The sequence below is a fragment of the Lewinella sp. W8 genome (assembly GCF_004375085.3).
GTDB lineage: Bacteria > Bacteroidota > Bacteroidia > Chitinophagales > Saprospiraceae > Neolewinella.
On the sequence record NZ_SNAQ03000010.1, the window covers coordinates 1 to 20158 of the forward strand.

Sequence of the window (20158 nt, forward strand, 5' to 3'; positions counted from 1 at the left end):
TCTTGACCAAGTAGGGGCTTACCACTTTTAAGATGGTCTGCTAACAGCTTTTGGAGATCCGCTGGTAATTTGTCTTTTGCGCTTTTCATTCTTAAAGATAGTAGACACACTTACTTGAACAGTCTCTCTTAATTTAAGAACGGCCTACTTAGGGAGCAAGCCTTTTTCGGGCATATCATCATCAAGTGATACGATTCACCACTTTAAACTTTCATTCCGAGCGGTCAACCCTTCTTATCAAGCGAGGATACCCCTAGTACCTGTGCCCCAACCTCTACATCAAACATCAAACATCCTCCCCGGGGAACTACCGTCCTAGTACCTGTGCCCCAACCTCTACATCAAACATCAAACATCCTCCCCGGGGAACTACCGTCCTAGTACCTGTGCCCGAACCCCTACATCAAACGTCAAACATCCTCCCCGGGGAACTACCGTCCTAATACCTGTGCCCCAACCTCTACATCAAACATCCTCCCCGGGGAACTACCGTCCTAGTACCTGTGCCCCAACCTCTACATCAAACATCAAACATCCTCCCCTGGGCACTACCGCCCTAGTACCTCCGCCCGAACCCCTACATCAAACGTCAAACATCCCTACCCTCTATTCCGTAGATCATCAATGAACCGCGTCAGTTCTGTCTCGTCGTAGACGAGGACTTCCCGGGGCTTACTGCCCTGAGCGGGACCCACGATGCCGAGTTGTTCCATCTGGTCCATGATGCGGCCGGCGCGGTTGTAGCCGAGTTTGAGGCGGCGCTGGATCATACTGGTGGAACCGTGCTGCTGGGAGATGATGAGGCGGGCGGCATCTTCGAACATATCGTCCAGATCGGCGTAACTCAGGTGGCCGGCGCCGCTCATTTCCTCGTCGGTATTGTACTCCGGCAGGAGGTAGGGCTCCACGTAGCCGCGTTGCTTGCCGATAAAGTCAATCACCTGCTCCACTTCGGGGGTGTCAACGAAGGCCCCCTGGAGGCGGACGATGTCTCCTCCATTGCTGAGCAGCATGTCACCCCGGCCGATCAACTGATCGGCTCCGCCGGCGTCCAGGATGGTCCGGCTGTCTACTTTGGCGGTTACCTTAAAGGCAATCCGGGCCGGGAAGTTGGCCTTGATGACGCCGGTAATGATGTTCACCGACGGGCGCTGGGTGGCGATCACCAGGTGAATGCCCACTGCACGCGACAGCTGCGCCAGGCGGGCGATGGGCATTTCAACTTCCTTGCCCGCCGTCATGATCAGGTCGGCAAATTCGTCGATGACCAGCACGATGAAGGGGAGGAATTTGTGCCCCTTTTCCGGGTTGAGCCGGCGAGCAACGAACTTCTCGTTGTACTCCTTGATGTTCCGGGCGGCGGCTTTCTTGAGCAAATCGTACCGCTGGTCCATCTCGATACAGAGGGAATTCAGAATGTGAATCACCTTGGTAGTCTCGGTCGTGATGGGCTCGGTCTGTCCGGGCAGGAAGGCGAGGAAGTGACTTTCCAGCTTGGCGTAGGGGAAAAGCTCCACCTTTTTGGGGTCGATCATCACCAACTTGACCTGACTGGGGTGCTTCTTGTAAAGCAGCGACATCACGATGGAGTTGATCCCCACCGATTTACCCTGACCGGTGGCACCCGCTACGAGCAGGTGAGGCATTTTTGCCAGGTCAGCCACGAGCACTTCGTTCTTGATCGTTTTACCCAGCGCCAGGGGAAGGTCCATCTTGGCGGTGCGGAACTTCTCGCTTTCCAAGACCTCCCGCATGCTCACCATTTGGGGATTTTTATTGGGTACTTCAATACCGATGGTCCCCCGGCCGGGAATGGGCGCAATGATCCGGATGCCGAGGGCCGCCAGCGACAGAGCGATGTCGTCTTCCAGGTTCTTGATCTTGGAGATTCTGACCCCGGGCGCGGGAACAATTTCGTAGAGGGTGACCGTGGGGCCGATGGTGGCCCGAATCTTGGTAATCTCAATTTTGTAATTGAGCAGCGTCTCAATGATCTGGTCCTTGTTGGCTTCGAGTTCGGCCCGGTCCACCTCGTGTTTTCCGGAGCTGCGGTCTTCCAGCAGCATCATGACCGGCTTCTCGTAGCTGGGTAAATCCAGGGTGGGATCGTAGGGTTCGCTGTGGTCCTTGTTCTCTTCGGTGGCGGCCAGTTCCGTATCGGGGCCTTCACCGGCACCCGCCACGATGAGGTTGTCACCACCCACCGCCAGGGGGTCCGGCTGAATGATCTCGGGCATTTCCACTTCCTCCAGTGGCATGGCCATCTGGTTGCCGGGCAACTGCTCAATGCCCCGGTCCGAGGGGAGGGCAGGCTCGTCCATGGAAATCTCAAAATCGCTGCCGTCACCGGGGGCCAGAGAGGGGGGCGTATTTTTTGGCGTGGCCGCAGGTGCCGTGCTTCCGGTAGTGGCCGCGGCCTTAGCGGCGGTAGGCTCAAAGGGCTTGGGGCGTGGCTTGCCCCAGAACCGGACGCGCTCACTGAAGTGGTCAACGATGTCGTTTTGGATCTGCCGGGGTGAGCCGTTGAAGTCGATCCGGGCCTCAAACACCAGGTAAAGGCCTACCAGGGTAAGCAGGAGCAAAATCACCCCAAACCCTCCGAGAACCCCCGTCAGGTGGCTGACCAGGTAACGCCCTACGCCACCGCCCAGGGGGAATTCCGTCAGGGCGCCAAAAGCAAATTCGAATAGTACCGCCAGGCCAATGGTGGCCAGCATAATCTTTACGAAGAGGTTGGCCATCTTCCGCAGGGGCAGGCGCCGCAGGAAATTCAGCCCCATTCGCCAGATGAAGTATACCACCAGGTAACTCGGGAGCCCGAACAGGTAGTACATGTACCAGTTGGAAAGGTAGGCGCCCAGACGACCCAGGGCATTGTCGACCGTTGGGCCGTCATTGCGCAACAACTTCCAGTTGAAGCGCAGAACACGGTCCTGATCCACCTTCCAGTTGAAGAGGTGGGAGGTAAAGGCCACAAAAAGGAAGATGGCAATGAAAATCAGGAGTAACCCGAAGAGCTTGGGAATACGCTCGTCGTTCAGCCCCATCTTGAGACCTAACTGGTTCGGGTTTTTCTTCTTTGCTCTGGCCATACAGTAAGTAGGAAAAAAACGCTTAGAGTTGGAGGGTTGCGGGGCTCAAGGCCAAGATTGAACGGGCCAAAATGAGGTAAATTCCCAGAATAACCAACAAACACTTACCGCGAAAATAAGGAAAGTAGGTCACTTTCCCCTTTCGGCTGACTTTGGCACCGCCGCAGTGTAGGGGAATGGACCGGTAAAAACGGAACCCTCCGGGAGTGGGGAATGATTTACGATCCCTCCCGAGAAAAAATTATCCCCACTCAGTCAGTCGGTTAGGCGGCGGATCAAACCAACCGACAGGTTCAGCAGAAAGAGGAATTGACTAATTACTACCGCCACCACCAGGACCGAAATCACGGCGTTGATACGGGCAAAAAACCGGAAGTCACCCAGGCTGAAGTAGGAAGATAGCATGATCCCCACGCCAATGGCCAGAAAAAATAGCACGGTGAGAAAGAGATGGATGGCGGTCATCCAGGGCACCAATCGCAAGCTGCGGGCGAGCCAGTATACCAGACCAATAATAAAGAGAACCATGGCCAATAAAAGACCAAGGTGCACCGAAGCACTTACGAAGTAGGTATCATGGAGCTGAAAATCAACGATTGAGCGCGCCGAAAGGAGCGGGAGTACGAATACGATCGGTGCGGCGACCCAGGCAAAGCGGTAAGGTCGATTGGATGGGGCGAACATCAGGCGAAGGGTTTGTCCCCCAAGATAAGACAGATGCCCGATTTCGCTATTCCTGTTTGGGCCGCATTTCGCGGAAGAAGATTTTACTCACAATCTTCCATTCCCCGTCAATCTTGAGCAAATTCATGTAGTCAATAAAGCGGAAGGTAGGATAGTCGATTTCCAGTCGTGCCGAAGCGGCGTTGCCGTTGATTTCAATGGAGGATACCCGCGTTTGTCGTTTCGAGGGTGGTCCGGGCTTCATCCCCTTGCGGAAGAATTCCACGGCGTTGACCGAAACGTGCTCTCCCTCTCCGTTGATGAACTGCATACTTGCTTCCGGATGAAAAGCTTTCTCCAGGGTGGCAAAATCGTTGTTGGTGCCGCCGTCGAGGTAATACCGGACGGCCTGCTGTACGCCGGCATAATCCTGGGCGTTTTGTGCGGCCAGATTGCCGAAGGTGAATAAGGTGGCGAAGGCGAGGAAAATTCTGGTCATGATGGTGGTGTTGGTGATGGTTACCTACGAGGGTAGGGCACAGTAAGGAATCTTACCGTTCCTAGTCCATCACGAAAAGACCTGATTTGGCGCGCAGGGTTGCATGCTTGGGGCGCGCATACCCTTTTCCTCGGTTAGGAGCGCTTACTCCTTCTCCCGCCTCGCCGCTGATGATGGCCGCCCTGCTTTTTCTTCCAGCGTTTGCTGGGCACCAGGGGGCGGGGGTAGTCCACGCCGATCTTTACGCCCAGTCGGGATTGGTCCTGATCGCTCAGTTCATCGGGGGTATGGACCTGATCCTCGGAGAGAGTTGATAACTCCGGGCACCATAGTTTCACGTAGTCACCGTTGCCGTCGTAGCGTTGTGCCTGACTGAGAATGTTGAAGTAGCGGTCTTCCCTGGGATCGGAACCGACGCCAGCCACGTAATTCCAGTTGCACCAGTTGCTCGTCACGTCGTAATCGACGAGCTGACTTTCGAAATACTCGGCGCCCATGCGCCAGTCGATGTTCAGGTCCTTGACCAGGTAGCTGGCGACGTTTTGCCGTCCGCGGTTGCTCATGAAGCCCGTCCGGGCAATTTCTCGCATGTTGGCGTCGATGAAGGGCGTACCCGTAGTACCGTCCACCCAGCGCTGAAAGGTCTCCTGGTCCTTGCTCCAGGCCCGGCTTTCTCCCTTGGTTCCCCCCTTGTGGAAGATCGCGTTGCCGTGCTTTTTGCCCATGAGGCGGAAGAAGTCGCGCCAGAGCAGTTCAAAGATGACCCAGTAAGTACTCTTGTTGGCTCCGTTCTTCTCTTCGTATGCCTTGATTTCCCAGTAAATTTTCTTTGGGGACAGGCAGCCGTACGCCAGCCAGGGGCTGAACTTGGTGCTGTAGTCCGCGCCGATCAATTCATTGCGGGTTTCCTTGTAGGTAGCCACCGCATGAGAATCAAAAAGGTAGTACGCCAGGCGGTCCAGTCCGGCAGTTTCTCCACCCTCGAACTGAATGGCCGCCCGCTCATCACTGGGGGGCTCTGAGATGCCAAAATCACTTAAGGAGGGAAGTTCTCCGACGTCGGGAAGCCCACTGGGGTCGAAGCTGATGCGCACCGGAGTGGGAATCGGTTCCCGTACCGGGGTGATTCTTTCCGTCTCTTTCCGAAACTGGGTAAAGACGTCAGGGGTCTGGGTGATGGGGAAGGGCAGGTCCGCCGTGTAGTAGAGGAGCTTACCGCGGGAATAGTAGATTTCCCGCCCGATGGCCCAGAGATTTTGCTCCAGGTTGGATTGCACCCGGCGCTCTTCGTCCATTCGTTCCCGGTTACAGAATACCCAACTTGCCCGGGATTCGATGGTGAGGTCAACGATCACCTCTTCGGGTTTACCAACCCTGATGATGAGATCCGCGCCCCTTTTTCGCAGATTCTTCCGTAAGTCGGCGACCGCTTCCAGGACAAACTTCGCCCGGTGGCCGCCCATCTTCGGGCAACCCGTATGGGGCAGCGTGCCCCGCCACACCCGGGGGTCAAAAACGTACACGGGCAGCACTTCATCGGCGTGCTTCATGGCGTCGGCGAGTGCTTCGTTATCGTGTAACCGAAGGTCCCGACGGAACCAGACAATGGCGGTACGTTTCTTCATAATGGTATCGTATTACGGGCAAGTTTGTAACGGCACCCCTCGCCGTTGGTTGCGAAAAAACCAGGATTCTACCCACCGATTTGACAATGCCGTGATGGTCCCGTCATCCCGTGGCCCACGGGCCGCGGATTTACTCGGGAGCGCCGTATTCCCGCTGGTAGGGCTCGTACTGCTTCAGGTATCGCGGTACCGAAAACCGGGGACCGTAACGTTCCTCCAATTCTCCGCATCGGTGCACGAAATCCTCCACGCCATAGGTCTCCAGATACTGTAAAACGCCACCGGTGTAGCCGGGGAATCCCCAGCCGTAAACACTGGTAAGGTTGACGGCCGCTGGTTCCGTAACGACCTTCTCCTGAAGGCACCAGCCGGATTCAATCACCTGGCAGAAAAGGAAGCGATCCTTCATCCGTCGCCGGTCGTAGTCCGTTTTGGTGACCGGAAAGTGTTTGCCCAGGCCCGACCATAATCGCGGGGCCTTGCCGTGCGCGTATTCGTAGAAACCGGCCTGCTTGCCTTTACCTCCCCGTTCCAGATCCTTCAACATGGTTTTCAGCGCGGGCACGGCGGGGTGCTGCTGATACTTATCTCCGTAATGGTCGGCGGCCTGCTGTTCGTAGCGCATCACCAGCTTGAGCCCCAGTTCGTCGGCCAGGGCGAGGGGGCCGGTGCGCATACCGGCCTGGCGACCGAGGTTTTCGATCAGGGCGGCGGGGTAACCCTCGTTGAGCATGGTCACTCCCTCCAGGATGTAGGTGTTCAGCACCCGGGCGGCGAAAAAACCCCAGGTATCCTTTACGATGATGGGGACCTTACGGATCGCCAGGGCAAAGTCAAAGGCGCGGGCAATGGTTTCCTCGCTCGTTTTGGCTCCACGGATAATTTCCACCACGGTGGTTTTCTCCGCGGGAGAAAAGAAGTGGATGCCCACGTAATTGGCGGGCCGAAGACTCTCCTTTGCCAGTTCCGTGATGGGAATGGAAATCGTATTCGTGGCGAATACCGAGTATTCGTCCAATTGTTCTTCCGCCTCCCGGGTGACTTTGTGTTTCACCGATTTATTCTCAAAGACGGCCTCCACCACAATGTCGCAATCCCGAAACTCTTCACTCTTGTCCGTCGTGGTAATTCGGCTCAGCAATTCCTCCCGCTCCGAAGGCTGGAAAGTTCCCCGGTCAATGTATTCGTCAATGCGTTCGACGACGTAGTCCCGGCCCCGATCGGCAATGGGCTGGCTGACGTCCTTCAGAACGACCTCCAGTCCGTTACGGACGCACAGGAAGGCAATGCTGGACCCCATCTGCCCGGCGCCGATAACGCCCACCCGCCGCGGACGGAACCTGCCGTATCCCCGTGGCCGGCCCTTGCCCCGACGAACGGCCTGTTTGTCGAACCAGAAAGTAGAGATCATACTCTTACTCACCGTCCCCGTAGCCACCTGGGCGTAATAGCGGCTATCGAGCCGATAGGCGGTTTCAAAGTCTACCTTCGATGCTTCGGCCAGCAAGTCCAGGATGGCCCGCTTGGCGGGGTAGAGGTCGTTGGTGTCCGCCGACAGCCGGGCGGTCAGAAGGCGAATCCGGTGGCCCAGGTTGGGGTCGGCGGCCGTGCCGCCGGGAATCTCCTGGGAGGGGTCGTCCCACGGCCGCCGCGTGGGCGGATTGCCGAGCAGAAAGGCCTTGGCCTTCCGAATCAGTTCGTCTTCGTTGGCCGCAAGGTCATCGATGATGCCCACTTTAAGGGCCTCCTGCGGACTGTACCGCCGGCCCTCCATCAGCAGCGGATAGGCCCGCTCGATGCCGAGCAGCCACATCAGGCGGATCGCGGCGCCGCCACTGGGAATCAGCCCGATCTTCACTTCGGGGTGTCCGAGCCTCATTTTGGGGTCGGCCAGGGCCACGCGGTGGTGGCAGGCCAGGGTCAGCTCGAAGCCCGCGCCGATGGCGTTGCCGTTGATGGCCGCCACCACGGGGACTCCGGGCTCTTCAATGTCCCGCAGGAATTGTTTCAGTTGCTGCGAAGCCTCGAAGGCTTCTTTGGGATCCGTCAACTCCAGCAAATATCCCAGGTCACCCCCCTCTAAAAAGGTATCCTTGGCGGAGGTGATGATCACTCCCCGCAGCCGACCAGCTTCTTTCTCTGCCTTCAGGTGCTTGATCACCGGTGCAAAGGCCGCCACCAGTTCGTGGTTCAGCAAATTGTCTTCCCGCCCCGACATGTCCAGGAGCAGGGTAACGATGTTATCCGTGTCTTTGCGGTAGTAGATCATGGCGTCAGGCTAGGCGTTCGATAATGGTGGACACGGCCAGTCCGGCACCGGCGTCAATGGTCAGGCTGCCGAGCGCCAGGTCCCGCCGCTCCAATTCGTCCAGTAGGTGACAGAGCATCATGCCGCCAACGGCGCCCAGGGGTTCGCCGAGGCTGATGGCCCCACCCAGCGCATTGTACTGATCGTCCGATAGGTCGAGCTCCCGCTGGAAGCGGATGGCGGGCGCCGCAAAGGACTCATTGAATTCCCACAGGTCGATATCCTGGCGTTCCAGCCCGGCCTGGCCGAGGGCCAGTTCCGCGGCGTTAAGCCCACCCGTCAGGAGGGTCGCATCCACGGTGCTCAGGGCTACGGCCCGGATGCGGGCGCGGGGCTTGAGCCCCAGCGCTTCTCCCGCCGCCGCGTCCCCGAGGAGGCAGAGCGCACAGCCGTCGGCGGCCGGACTCGTATTGCCCGTGGTGTGCAAATGGGTAACGTGATCCACCAGGGGAAAACGATGCAGCGCCATTTCGTTGAAGCCTGCCAGTCCCATTTCGGCAAAGCGGGGAGACCGTTCGGCCAGCGCCTCCAGGTTCAGATCGGCGTCGGGGAGGGTGTCGTGGTCCAGAATGACCAGTCCGTTGACGTCATAAATCGTTTCGAGGCTCTTACTGAAGTGGCCCGCTTCCCGGGCCGCCAGGGCTCGCCGGTGGGAGCGGAGCGCAAATTTATCGAGGTCTTCCTGACTCAGGCCGTAGGTGCTGGCCACGAGGTCGGCGGCAACCCCCTGGGGGATGTAGTGGCTGTTGATCACCGTCGCCGGATCGTTCATCATGGGGCCACTGTTCAGGTAGGTCGGTACCCGACTCATGCACTCCAGTCCGCCGGCGATGATGGTCTTTCCGTACCCCGCCGTGATCCTGGCGGCGGCCAGGTTGATGGCCTCTAGGCCACTGGTGTTGAAGCGGTTGAGCTGCAGCCCACCCCGGGCTTGGGCCCAGCCGGCCTTCAGGAGGGCGGCCCGGGCAATATTGTAGCCCTGATCTCCCGCCGGGGTATTGACGCCCACCACAAAATCATCGATGGCGGCGGGTAGGTCGGGGCGGTCCGTCCGGCGCTGAAAGGCCTGCAGGCACTGGCTGAGCAGGTCGATGGGCTTGACTTCATACAGATCAGCGGTACCCTGGCCACGGCCACGGGGACTGCGCAGAACATCGTAAATGAAAGCTTGGGTGGGCATGCGACAAAGGTAGTCAGGCCACACCGAGTAGCCCAGCGCGGACTACCCAATATTTTTTCTCCCCGGTATATTTGCTACCGAAATGAAAAAACTTCCTTCTCCCGTTCTACCCACAGCATCTCCACGAACGATCTAAGGGACTAACGAACCAACAGACCAAAAGACTAACCGACCAACTCCCTCCCCGTCGACATAATCCCCCAATTCGTAGATATAACTTTCTCCTTATCTTTTGGGCACCGTTATTTGGGGCCAGATAACCTCTAATAAAGATGCCAAAGACAAAACTAACCCCCTTTAGTCGCCTCCTGTTGTTCCTGCTGATCTTCGTGCCGATCGCTTACGTGGGCGCCAGTTACTACAACGGCGAAGATCCCGTGGCCAACATTAAAAAGGTACTGGGAATGGACCAATCCAACGCGGCTGCTACCGAATACACGGCACCTGCGACCACGCCCAATTCAGGCAGCTCCGAAACGGGAACTACTACCTTTGAAAGCGTACAGAAACTGCGGGAAGAAAACACCCGTTTACTGCGTGATCTGGCGGTTGCCCGGGAGGAACTTGCCCGTTGTCAGGCCAAAAATGTAGAATAGGACGGTGGAGCGATTACGCTACGGAATACACGAATTTTTCTATACCCTGCTCGCCTTTCCGCGGGCCTGGCGCTTCATGGTCAACCAACGCCTGTGGGTAGGCCTGAAGGACTACGGCTGGGTGGCGCGCTTCCTCGTTTTCGTCGGGGTTCTGCTGGGCGTGACCATGATCAACGAGATCGTGGAGTGGTTCTCGAGCCACGAAAACGAACCGCTGGCGGCCATGATGATCGGAGCCGACAGCCTGTTGGTCCGCCTGTTTAACTTCATGGCGGAATCCATGTCGAGCGGCGCCCTGAACTGGGTGACCCTCGTCCTGCTCGAAGTGGTGATCTACCACTTTATGCGGCGGACGCTGCAAATCATCCTCAAAAAGAACGTCGAGAAAGCGCACACCTTCCGCCCCTTCTTCGACGCCCAGCTTCGGATGATTAAGGTGTCGTTGCTGGCCCTGGTCGTGCAGTCGGTCATCCTGGGGATCGCGGGAATTTTCCTAAGCGGTTCCCTGGAATCCCTCTTTGCCGTTGGCGTGGAATCCATGCTGCTGGGCTACGCCATTGCCGATAATTACAACGAACAGTTTGGGCTCACCATCGAGCAGAGTGCCCGTAACCTGCGGATGAATTACCTGGGCATTTGCCTCGGCCTCGGTATGCCGCTCTTCCTCATGCTCAAGGTTCCCGTGTTCGGCACCATCCTCGGGCCGCTGGTTACCTCGGTGGCCGCCGCCATCGTGTTGCGGGAGAAGAGCGACCTGCACATCGTGGGCTATCAGATGAGCGAAAAGGAACGGGAAAAAGAGAACAAACGCCTGGCCAAAGAGCACAAAAAAGCGGTGAGGAAAGCCCGCCGGAAGGGGCTGCCGATGCCGCCGGTGCCGGAGCAGGTGTAGGGAGCAAGAATATTTATTTGGGCGCGGAGCGTGAAGCGAAGCGGAATACTCGGCTAAGCCGGTGCTGGTGCCAAGAAATCGGTGAGGCGCTAAGTAGGGAAAGGGTTCGTGTATCCTATGAATTAAGGCTTTATGATTAAAGAGAGTTTTAAGAGCAGAAACGGGAAGTCATATTCCTCTAGTTACTACGACTACTTTAGCTTAGACTACGTTAAAAACTTAATCGCGGATGAGGAGACTACTTACGAGGAGGAGTTAGGACAATTATTTCCTTCATTCACCGGAGCTGAGGTTTATTCACTTAGAAATGGTGGTTTTCTAATATCCCAACCAGATTGTGCTTCAATCTATCCAGACCTGGAGACCTTCAGTGCCTGGATTTTGGAAAGCAAACAGTATAAATTCTTAGTAAAAGACCGGAAGAATCCCTTCATAATTGAGGATCGAATAGCGGAAGTATTAATTGAAACTGCGGTAATTGAGAAGGATCCTGAGGACACCAGGGTAGTATACGTTCTCATGGGGAAAGGAAAAGTGATTTTTGATGAAACCGAGAATGTTTATCAATTTGTTCCTGGATAATCCCAGAATTTCCCCTGATCGATATTCACCCATATCGTAGCACTTCAGCGTCGAACTGGCCACCTTCCCGCCGTCGCAGGGCGCGCGTGTCGCGCTCCTCATTTGACAGAGGACACAGGAAAAGTTCTATCCACCAGCAGCATCTGACGCTTTTACGGCAGTAAACGGACTACATTCGCACAACGAGGACCGCAGGCAAATGAAGAAATTTGGAACTTTTGGCGGTGTTTTCACGCCTACGCTACTGACCATTCTCGGGGTAATCATGTACCTGCGCCTGGGGTGGGTAGTCGGTAATGCGGGACTACTGGGCGCCTGGCTAATCATAATTTTGGCGTTTGCCATCACTTTGTGCACGGCTTTGTCCATGTCGTCCATTACGACGAATACCCGGATCGGGGCGGGCGGTGCTTACGCCATCATTTCCCAGGCCCTTGGCCTGGAGGTGGGGGGCAGCCTGGGGATTCCGAGATACATTTCTCAGGGCCTCGCCGTAACCATGTACATTTTCGGCTTTCGGGAGGGGTGGCTTTCTATTTTTCCGCAGCATCACGCCTTTTTGGTGGACCTCCTGGTCTTCATTTTACTGTACGCGATTGCCTACAAGAGTGCGGATCTGGCGATCAAGACCCAGTACATCATTATGGGGATCATCGGCCTGTCGTTAGTCTCCATCGCCTTAGCGGCGGGTTTTGGGTCCATGCAGTATACCACGGCGGAGGCGGCAAGGTTCGGGACTTACGCCGGGGTTGCAGCGGAAGGTTCCGAAAAATTCTGGTTGGTTTTTGCCGTGTTCTTTCCCGCGGCAACGGGTATCATGGCGGGGGCAAACATGTCGGGCGAATTGATTGATCCCCGGAAGTCGATTCCGGTAGGCACCCTGTGGGCGATTGGCGTTAGCTTCCTGATTTACATGGTCCTGGCCTACTGGGTGGCGCGTTCTGCTTCCGAGGCGGAATTAATCGGTAACTACAACATTATGATCGAGCGCTCCTTTTTCCCGCCCCTGGTCATCGCGGGGGTGTTGGGCGCTACCTTTTCCTCGGCGCTGGCGTCCATCATTGGCTCTTCCCGAATTCTGTACGCCATGGGCCAACACCGGGTATTACCGAAGGGGGAGTGGCTGGAGTATCAGAACGAAGCGGGGCAGCCGCGGAATGCGATGATTGTGACCGGGGTACTGATTTTTGCCACCATGTTGCTGCGTGACCTTAATGCCGTGGCTCCCCTGGTGACCATGTTTTTCCTGATCACCTACGCAATGCTCAACATCGTGGTGATCATCGAGCAAAAACTCGGCCTAATCAGTTTCCGGCCTCAGTTCAAGGTGCATCCCCTGATTCCCATTGTCGGATTAGTGGGTTCGTTACTGACGATGTTCATCATCAATCCTATGATCAGTTTGGTATCCTGGGCCCTGATGATCTTCGTATACGGAGTGCTGAGCCGCCGCAAACTGGAGGTAAAAATTGAGGACGTCCGTAGTGGCCTGTTTACTTCTTTCGCGGAGTGGGCGGCCAAGCATACTTCCGGAAATGCTTTCCCGCAGGAACGATCCTGGAAGCCAAACCTGTTGGTGCCCGCCACCGACGGGGCCTCCGTCCAGGGGGCTTTCTCCATCATCAAAGATCTCGCGTATCCCAAGGGTGGAGCCGTCTTGATGGGCATCGGACCGGGAAGGGGGAAACGGAAAGACCTGGACGAAAAACTCCGGCACTTGTCGCAGGCTTTCCGCAAGGATAATGTCCACTCTTCGGTTGCGATGATGCAGACTACGTCCTACGCGACCGGGGTAAACCTGGGCAATCAGGCGTTGATGGCGTCTTACTTTCGTCCGAACATCGTTTTCCTCAATCTGCTGGAGCCTCCGGAAGTAGTGGCTGATTACTCCGCCATCATTACGGAGGCCGAGCGTTTAGAGCTCGGGGTTATTCTGTACGCCCCCCATCCGCGGGCCATGCTGGGGCAGCAGCAGGCGATCAACGTCTGGATGCGACCCCAGGGGCCACAGTGGAAGGTCGCCCACGCTCACCAAACGCAGGACCTGGCCTTACTGCTCGCCTACAAACTAAAGCGGAACTGGAATGATGCGCACATCCGGATGATGACCGTCATTGAGGACGAAGAAGATCGGCCAAAGGCCCAGGCATTCCTCCACGAAGTGATTGAGTTGGCCCGCCTGCCGATTGACGAGACCCTGGTCGCCGTGGGGGACTTCAAGACCCACCTGGAAGAAGCGCCCCTCGCGGACATTAATTTACTCGGCATCACCCCGGGGCGCGACATCGATGCTTACCGGGAGATCGCGGTCATGGTCGATACCACCTGTTTGTTTGTCCTGGATTCTGGGCACGAGAATATTTATGCTTAGGAGGGGCATTGGTGCCGTGACAAAGCAGCTTGTTTCCGTGGGGAATGGTGGGTGAATAGGGCCTTGCCGCAAAAGCAAAAGCCCGTTCAACTTTCGTCGAACGGGCCTTTAGTGGAGAATGCCGGAGTCGAACCGGCGACCTCTTGCATGCCATGCAATAAAGGACTTGATAAATAATTGATAGTCAGTAAGTTAATCACAAGGATGTCTTTGCCATTTTAAGAATCTTTGCCACTATGATTAACGTTTATCTGAGGTTAGACACCTCCACGAAGCTCAAAAAAAGTGGGAATCACCCCGTCGTTTTGATGGTCACCTGGGGAAACAACGTAAGACGCAAGAGACTTAAGGGCTTCTCTTGCAAGAAACAATCCTGGGACTTTGACCGCAACCGTTTCCTTCATTCTGAGCGCAAAAATGACCTGCTCGATGCCTACGAGAAGAAGGCTCGGAGGATTGCGGACTACATGGACGAATGGGACTACAACCACTTCGTCAAGGAGCTGAACCGCTCTGAGGAAAAGAAGGAGCAGAAGTACAAAAGGCTTCTTGCTTACTTGAAGGAACTGGAAGAGTATTACTTCGAGAACGACCAAGTAGCCTACGCCAACGACTTCAAGGGGCTTTCATCCTTTCTCAACAAATGCTTCACCAAGGACATGCGGCTACAAGACTTTGGGGATCGTGAGCTGAAGATCATTCTCAAGGAAATGGATAAAAGAGGTATCAAAGGTTGGAACTATCTCAAAACGCTCAAAACGGCCCTTTGTGAAGCGATGCAGAAAGGCTACCTGAAGCCTGAGGAATGCCCGATCAAAACACAGTATTCACCAATTGGGTATAACATCAACAAGCGTCAAGCTAAGACATCGGGTAGGTCAAACAAGAACAGGATTAAGGACATGACTGAGGAGGAAAAGGAAATGGTGGTAGACTTCTACTACAAGGCCGACATCCCTCCCGTGGAAAAGAAGCATTTGGCATACTGGGTGTTAGGGTACAAACTCTTTGGGGTCAACTTCATCGACTTAGCGCACCTTAAATGGTCTGACATCAATAATCAATATTGGAAGTACAAAAGATCAAAAACAGGGGTTGGTAGTGCTAGTGGAAAGCCTGTACCCGAAGAGGCTATGAAGATTCTTAAAGAGTATGATTCGGGCGGGAAGTATATTCTGGATGTACTGAACGGCTACGAAGACAGTGCAGAAAGTAAGCATGTTAGGCTTCGTAATTATTCCTCAAATCTGAGAAGGTCTTTGAGAAGGGTGTCTAAGCGGATCAACTTCACGGATGATAGGTACATCACTTGGTACACGACAAGGTATACTTCGATCACACTGACTATTGAAAAGGGAGTCGATCTTAATGTGGTCTAGACTTTGGCTGATCACTCCTCGATCAAGACTACTTCTAAGTATGTCGGGCTTGTGAGGGACAGGAATAAGTTGAAGGATGCTATGGATTTGTTGTAGAATAAGCTTTTACCTTATTCCATCATAAAACAGACCTCATTTGAAGAGTCATCATTATTCATATCAAGAGATAGCTGCGGGTAGAAAATAAACTAGGTAGAAATTTTAATTATCAAATGTACAAACTGTTTTATGTATACCCTTCTTTTTAAAGTCGCAATATTTTATGAACAAAAGGAAAATGTGTAGATTTGACTACTAACCTGATACAACAAAAATACTTTTATGATTAATCAAATAATTATTTGGTTCAATGCAATAAGTAAAAACATAAACAAGGATTTTATCAAAGGAATATCTATTGGATTAATCCTTATGATGTTCTACACCGTATACGATGCATTTGAGACTGCTGAGTTTATAGTAAAGCCAATGATTTTTACTGGAGTAGGATTAGTAACTGCTATTGTTATGGCAAGCATCTATATCGATAAGAATAAGGAAATATTTAAGAAATATGTAGAGGATAACGTTGATGATTTCATTGAAGATGAGCAGAGAGTAATTATAGAAGTTGTTGAGGCAACAATGAGTCCTCAAAGGGCCAAAAAGGTACCTAAAGCACTGAAAAAAAGTAAATCGCTAAAGGCAATAGCTAAATTATCGCCGATAGTAGCTGGGCTAATAGCTCGCTTCTTCGCATTAAGTACACTGCTAAGCGTACTTGGGGCAACTGTAAGCTTAGCATTATTTCTAGCCACCTACATGCAAGTAAAGCACTTAGAAATACAAAACGATCTAATTTCAGCACAAAATAAAAAGATTGACGTACAGAACAATCTTGCCGAGGCTACACGAAGGGCTGCTTTGATATATGAACTGACCGCAGTTTTAGATGAGATTGATGAAGAGCTAGATATACTTGAAAAAAAAAGAATTAAAGAGAAGATAAATATTAAATCACTAAAATTGGATACAGTAGATTATGAATATGAAGAATATTTAGAAAAGCTTGGACTTGTTAAGAACACTTTTTGGGGCTATTTTAACACTGAGAGATATGAAAATGAAATTTCTTCTAGATTAGTTGGTCGAATTATTGCTCTTTCAAAAGTCCTTAGACCATATAGACAACTTAGCAATGATACTACCCTAAGCACGTATCTTTCCCCTGAAAGAGGGCAGCTACTAGTTTCTTTAGTCGAGTCTAGTTTGAATTTCAATTCACTAACGAATGGTGATTTTTCCTTTATGGCTTTAGCTAATTTAGAAATTGGCTCTCCGGATTTTGTGTCAGAAGATTATATGCGAAGTAAAATTAAAGATTTAAGATATCTTAAAGCTCAAAATTGTAATCTTAGCAATGTCATTTTTTACAAAACATCATTCAGCAACAGTGATTTTAGTGAAGGCTCACTTGTGGATGTAGAATTCAATGAAAATGACTTAAGCAGCGTCGACTTTTCTAGTACAAACATTGTAAACTCAAAGATGACACATAGCTATATATATCAGCTGTACCTAAACGATGCATACCTTGACGGTTTAATAATCGAAAACAGTTTTCTATATGGATACGGCGCGCCTTTATTAGTAGATAGTACTTCTAATCCAATAATTTTCAAAAATAGTTTTGTTGACTCTTTGGCTTTAGATGGGCTAAGAAAATTTTTCGATATAGGCGAATTGGAAATTACACTAGTGAAAGAAGAAGAATCAAATAGAATCATTACAGATGAGGAAGAAGAGTACTTAAATACACTTACAAGCTATGACCATATGAGAGAAGAAATGAAAGTAGGCATGTTTAAGGTAAATGGGAAAGTAAAGGTAAATAAATCTCTATACTAACCAATGCACCATACAAAATACTCAATAGTGATATGGTGATTTTAAGTAAATATGTAGTGGCAGAGACCGTTGCAAAAAGTGTGTCACGAAGTAAACCCATAACTTTCCTAAACACACTGAGTCATGAAGTATAACAATGAATTTAATATGGAAAGCTTCCGTAAGGAAGCGATTGCCAAATTATAGGCTGGAGAAGGCTTGTTGGTGAAGGGCGGAGCCTTCACGCCTCTTCTCAACGCTTTTTTGGAGCAAGCCCTGGAGGGTGAAGAAGAAGATCATATTGCAGAGGATACACTGTTGCCTGGTGACGACTTATTAAGGCTAGCTCTAATTGGTAATTAAAACGCCTATAAGCAGTCCAATTCCTACGCCACCAATTCCTACGCCTATTTTTTCTAGGGTAGTTGCTCTTTTCAAGCTTTCAGTTAGATTGATAGACTGGTCTAATAAGTTGTTAGCATTCTCTAGCGTTTTGTTATTCTGAGTTAAAGACTGAATAGTGAGCTCTAGTGAATTGTTTGCTGAATTAAAAATTTCATCATTAAGATTGTCCGATTTTGAAAGTATTTCAACTAGTTGCTCAGATACTCTTTGATTATTTAAGATGATTTGTCTGAATTCTTGAATGAGCTTTAATTCAAAGACTCTGTCATTCGACATTGACTTCTCTAAAGTTTCATATGTTCTGAACAGTAACGGACTAAGAATGAATATTGAATCGGTTTCATTGATAAGTAAATCACCATCAAATTTTGTTGAGTTTAAAGCACCTGGAGCAGAAAACGATTGAGGGACAATTAGAGTATCTGAATGAATTTTATCCTGTGAAAAGACTGTTCCACATGGAAATAGAAAAAGAGAAAAAATTGTTAGGATGGTTGGGTTAATCATTTTTGATCGGATTTTCTTTGTTTTTCTGAGATAGAAGGTCTAGTGTTTTTTCTATTTCGTTTTCAAATTCAATCGCTCTTTCTTCTAAGGTAGTTAGCTTTTCAAGCGCGTTCTCGTTACCTCTTTTAATCGTCAACAAGCCTGAGTCCCTTGCTTCTCGAAGCTTTTTTATATCTTCTTCGTAAGCTCTAATCTCTGACTGTAATGCACTTAAGCTTTTTATGGCCTCTGTGTTTATACGTTGAGCCTCTTTAATTTGTGTTTTTGTCTCGTCTAGAGATTGAATTATAGTCGAGAAGTCGCCCCTTGATATGAACATAAAATACAGTGTTCCAAGTCCAACAATTAGGAGTAATATTAGCAGAATATCACTTAAACTCTTCATTCTAATGAAATTGTAATTAAACAGGCGTAGCATATTTTCATCCTGGCTACAAATATTAAGGCTATTATTTAACCCTCTAATTGTGTTAAGATATAGCTACTCCATTTGTGTTTATTTCGGCGGAAAGACCCCAATTGTTTGATTCTATCTGAGTCAAGAGGCATTGAGTTCTGTATATAGTTTTTCTTAGAATTGGTCGGTTGTGTTTGGCAAGCCAGTTATGCCTTGTTTCAACATATTGCTTTATCCAGACCTTTTCCCTCCCTCCATTAACAGGAGGATATTCAGAAAACCTCTTTCTTAAAAAATTAAATATTCCTCCAGAATGAATGAAACTATCATAAACCACTAGTAGGCTAAGATTTTCTTTAAACCCATGACCTTCAAACCAAATTTTTGCTGGTTGGTAATAGTAACGATCAAAAAACTCGTCTTGAGCAGTTCGCATAACGGGATCATTGTTAGCTGCTTCTTTCAACAAAGACCGAAATCTTTGATCATGCCTAAGTGAAGGAATTTTGCCAATTTTGGCTAGGTATTCAGCAAATGCAGAAGCATAAATCCCGTTTTTTGAAATATACATTTCAATGAGTCTTCCTAAATTCCCAAACTCAGTTGTTTGACTTCTTCCATAAGTTATTTGATAAATTGCTTTTCCATCTATACGAGGGCCATCTTTGTATACGGCTATAGCATCGTATTTTCCAACTTTGGTGCCTGTTTCGAACACATTAACTATCTCCTGAATCTTCTTTTTATTGATGGGCATATCATAAGTGTTTTAGTTAAGTTAACTAATAACTAGTAAGTCAACTCTAACCAAGGTGTTACTTCAAATATACAAACTTTTAAATCTATTTAGGCGGTTTGTGACTAATCAACGCTATAATGCGTAATATTTAAAGGCGTTCTTTTGGGGAAATGTGCTTAAAACGGGCTAAGCTTTGTTCAAAGATGCCGGAATATTTATCTTAACCAGAACCGAAGCGACCTACCTACCTGATACTTTAACTAAGCCTATAAGATTGTACTCGAACGAGCCTCCCAACGCTATAATGAAGCCCCCTTTATAATGGTGCTCCTGCTGCTTTAAAAGCTTAGGCGAAGCAATCTAAAACTAGTACAGCTAATCAGCAAACACGACAAAAGAAACACCTTGCTTACTGGGTTTTAGAATACAAGCATTTCGGAGTCGGACCGGCGACCTTCCCGCTGGCGCGGGACGCTCGAGTTGCGCTATTCATTTGGAAGGAGGAACGGATTAGCAATGTACCCATCAGCTAATTCGCGCAGATAGTCTTTTGATTTGCGTCGCTTGATCTGAGTTTCTCGTTGATAGGCAACACTTGCATTATCAAACCGCTCCAAATAAACAATCAGCCACGGGCTACCGGATTTTGTGCTTTTGGAGCGACCAGTTTGGTGCCGCTGAAATCGATCGGCTAACTGACGGGTATACCCAACGTAAAATCTATCCTTACTGGGGGAGTAGAGCACGTAAACGAAGCAGCTCGATTTCATGATGAATGGGTTTTAAAAGGGTCTTGGATTAAAAACAAAAGCCCGTTCAACGCGAAGTCGAACGGGCTTTAAGTGTAGCATTTCGGAGTCGAACCGGCGACCTTCCCGCTGTCGCGGGACGCTCTGGTTGAGGCTCATCCAGTAAAAGCAAAAGCCCGTTCAACTTTCGTCGAACGGGCCTTTAGTGGAGAATGCCGGAGTCGAACCGGCGACCTCTTGCATGCCATGCAAGCGCTCTAGCCAGCTGAGCTAATCCCCCAGATAGAGCTGCTTAATTGGTTAAGCGG

Annotated in this window: 16 protein-coding genes and 1 tRNA gene; 6 read left to right on the plus strand and 11 right to left on the minus strand. The window is 51.0% G+C overall.

The genetic code is table 11. The features are described 5' to 3' along the window. Positions 1–599 precede the first annotated feature (599 nt). The 6 genes from E1J53_RS12315 to E1J53_RS12340 form a co-directional block, all read right to left on the minus strand. The gene (locus E1J53_RS12315) at positions 600–3092 is read right to left on the minus strand and encodes a DNA translocase FtsK (RefSeq protein WP_134270874.1); all 2493 of its coding nucleotides are present in this window, start codon (positions 3090–3092) and stop codon (positions 600–602) included. A 255-nt stretch (positions 3093–3347) separates the two neighbouring features. Next, on the minus strand, positions 3348–3776 hold the full coding sequence (locus E1J53_RS12320; protein ID WP_134270873.1) for a hypothetical protein: 429 nt from the start codon (positions 3774–3776) through the stop codon (positions 3348–3350). 46 nt (positions 3777–3822) lie between these two features. Next, on the minus strand, positions 3823–4254 hold the full coding sequence (locus tag E1J53_RS12325; protein ID WP_134270872.1) for a nuclear transport factor 2 family protein: 432 nt from the start codon (positions 4252–4254) through the stop codon (positions 3823–3825). Positions 4255–4388: 134 nt separating this feature from the next. Continuing rightward, positions 4389–5879 carry a DASH family cryptochrome gene (locus tag E1J53_RS12330; protein ID WP_134270871.1) on the minus strand — a complete coding sequence of 497 codons (1491 nt, stop codon included), beginning with the start codon at positions 5877–5879 and terminating at the stop codon, positions 4389–4391. A 130-nt stretch (positions 5880–6009) separates the two neighbouring features. Next, positions 6010–8148, minus strand: coding sequence for a 3-hydroxyacyl-CoA dehydrogenase NAD-binding domain-containing protein (locus tag E1J53_RS12335; protein ID WP_134270870.1), 2139 nt, complete (start codon positions 8146–8148; stop codon positions 6010–6012). Positions 8149–8152: 4 nt separating this feature from the next. After that, positions 8153–9367 carry an acetyl-CoA C-acyltransferase gene (locus E1J53_RS12340; protein ID WP_134270869.1) on the minus strand — a complete coding sequence of 405 codons (1215 nt, stop codon included), beginning with the start codon at positions 9365–9367 and terminating at the stop codon, positions 8153–8155. A gap of 272 nt (positions 9368–9639) precedes the next feature. Between E1J53_RS12340 and E1J53_RS12345 the strand changes: the two genes are divergently transcribed. From E1J53_RS12345 to E1J53_RS12370, 6 genes are all read left to right on the plus strand, one after another. Continuing rightward, the gene (locus tag E1J53_RS12345) at positions 9640–9963 is read left to right on the plus strand and encodes a hypothetical protein (RefSeq protein WP_134270868.1); all 324 of its coding nucleotides are present in this window, start codon (positions 9640–9642) and stop codon (positions 9961–9963) included. 4 nt (positions 9964–9967) lie between these two features. Continuing rightward, entirely contained in the window at positions 9968–10855 is an 888-nt protein-coding gene (locus E1J53_RS12350) for a hypothetical protein (protein ID WP_134270867.1), read from the plus strand. A gap of 132 nt (positions 10856–10987) precedes the next feature. Next, positions 10988–11437, plus strand: a complete 450-nt coding sequence (locus E1J53_RS12355) for a hypothetical protein (RefSeq protein ID WP_134270866.1) — start codon at positions 10988–10990, stop codon at positions 11435–11437. A 199-nt stretch (positions 11438–11636) separates the two neighbouring features. Then, positions 11637–13808, plus strand: a complete 2172-nt coding sequence (locus tag E1J53_RS12360; RefSeq protein ID WP_134270865.1) for an amino acid permease — start codon at positions 11637–11639, stop codon at positions 13806–13808. A gap of 236 nt (positions 13809–14044) precedes the next feature. Next, a complete protein-coding gene (locus E1J53_RS12365) occupies positions 14045–15187 on the plus strand; it encodes a hypothetical protein (protein WP_134270864.1) in 1143 nt (380 codons plus the stop codon). A 321-nt stretch (positions 15188–15508) separates the two neighbouring features. Further along, positions 15509–17074, plus strand: coding sequence for a pentapeptide repeat-containing protein (locus tag E1J53_RS12370; RefSeq protein WP_134270863.1), 1566 nt, complete (start codon positions 15509–15511; stop codon positions 17072–17074). Between the two features lie 327 nt (positions 17075–17401). Here E1J53_RS12370 and E1J53_RS12375 read toward each other — a convergent pair whose 3' ends face one another. From E1J53_RS12375 to E1J53_RS12395, 5 genes are all read right to left on the minus strand, one after another. Continuing rightward, complete coding sequence (locus E1J53_RS12375; protein WP_134270862.1) at positions 17402–17965, minus strand: hypothetical protein; 564 nt, start codon at positions 17963–17965, stop codon at positions 17402–17404. Continuing rightward, entirely contained in the window at positions 17958–18350 is a 393-nt protein-coding gene (locus E1J53_RS12380) for a hypothetical protein (RefSeq protein WP_134270861.1), read from the minus strand. Before E1J53_RS12380 ends, E1J53_RS12375 begins: the two co-directional genes overlap by 8 nt. A gap of 85 nt (positions 18351–18435) precedes the next feature. Then, positions 18436–19119, minus strand: coding sequence for a chitosanase (locus E1J53_RS12385; protein ID WP_134270860.1), 684 nt, complete (start codon positions 19117–19119; stop codon positions 18436–18438). A 467-nt stretch (positions 19120–19586) separates the two neighbouring features. After that, the gene (locus E1J53_RS12390; RefSeq protein ID WP_134270859.1) at positions 19587–19871 is read right to left on the minus strand and encodes a GIY-YIG nuclease family protein; all 285 of its coding nucleotides are present in this window, start codon (positions 19869–19871) and stop codon (positions 19587–19589) included. A 185-nt stretch (positions 19872–20056) separates the two neighbouring features. Further along, positions 20057–20130, minus strand: a tRNA-Ala gene (locus E1J53_RS12395). Positions 20131–20158 lie beyond the last annotated feature (28 nt).

Coding starts and splice junctions, on each gene's coding strand:
- E1J53_RS12320 (WP_134270873.1), bottom strand. CDS start 3,776: ATGTTCGCCCCATCCAATCGACCTTACCGCTTTGCCTGGGTCGCCGCA.
- E1J53_RS12365 (WP_134270864.1), top strand. CDS start 14,045: ATGATTAACGTTTATCTGAGGTTAGACACCTCCACGAAGCTCAAAAAA.
- E1J53_RS12335 (WP_134270870.1), bottom strand. CDS start 8,148: ATGATCTACTACCGCAAAGACACGGATAACATCGTTACCCTGCTCCTG.
- E1J53_RS12315 (WP_134270874.1), bottom strand. CDS start 3,092: ATGGCCAGAGCAAAGAAGAAAAACCCGAACCAGTTAGGTCTCAAGATG.
- E1J53_RS12355 (WP_134270866.1), top strand. CDS start 10,988: ATGATTAAAGAGAGTTTTAAGAGCAGAAACGGGAAGTCATATTCCTCT.
- E1J53_RS12340 (WP_134270869.1), bottom strand. CDS start 9,367: ATGCCCACCCAAGCTTTCATTTACGATGTTCTGCGCAGTCCCCGTGGC.
- E1J53_RS12345 (WP_134270868.1), top strand. CDS start 9,640: ATGCCAAAGACAAAACTAACCCCCTTTAGTCGCCTCCTGTTGTTCCTG.
- E1J53_RS12380 (WP_134270861.1), bottom strand. CDS start 18,350: ATGAAGAGTTTAAGTGATATTCTGCTAATATTACTCCTAATTGTTGGA.
- E1J53_RS12385 (WP_134270860.1), bottom strand. CDS start 19,119: ATGCCCATCAATAAAAAGAAGATTCAGGAGATAGTTAATGTGTTCGAA.
- E1J53_RS12370 (WP_134270863.1), top strand. CDS start 15,509: ATGATTAATCAAATAATTATTTGGTTCAATGCAATAAGTAAAAACATA.
- E1J53_RS12375 (WP_134270862.1), bottom strand. CDS start 17,965: ATGATTAACCCAACCATCCTAACAATTTTTTCTCTTTTTCTATTTCCA.
- E1J53_RS12330 (WP_134270871.1), bottom strand. CDS start 5,879: ATGAAGAAACGTACCGCCATTGTCTGGTTCCGTCGGGACCTTCGGTTA.
- E1J53_RS12325 (WP_134270872.1), bottom strand. CDS start 4,254: ATGACCAGAATTTTCCTCGCCTTCGCCACCTTATTCACCTTCGGCAAT.
- E1J53_RS12360 (WP_134270865.1), top strand. CDS start 11,637: ATGAAGAAATTTGGAACTTTTGGCGGTGTTTTCACGCCTACGCTACTG.
- E1J53_RS12390 (WP_134270859.1), bottom strand. CDS start 19,871: ATGAAATCGAGCTGCTTCGTTTACGTGCTCTACTCCCCCAGTAAGGAT.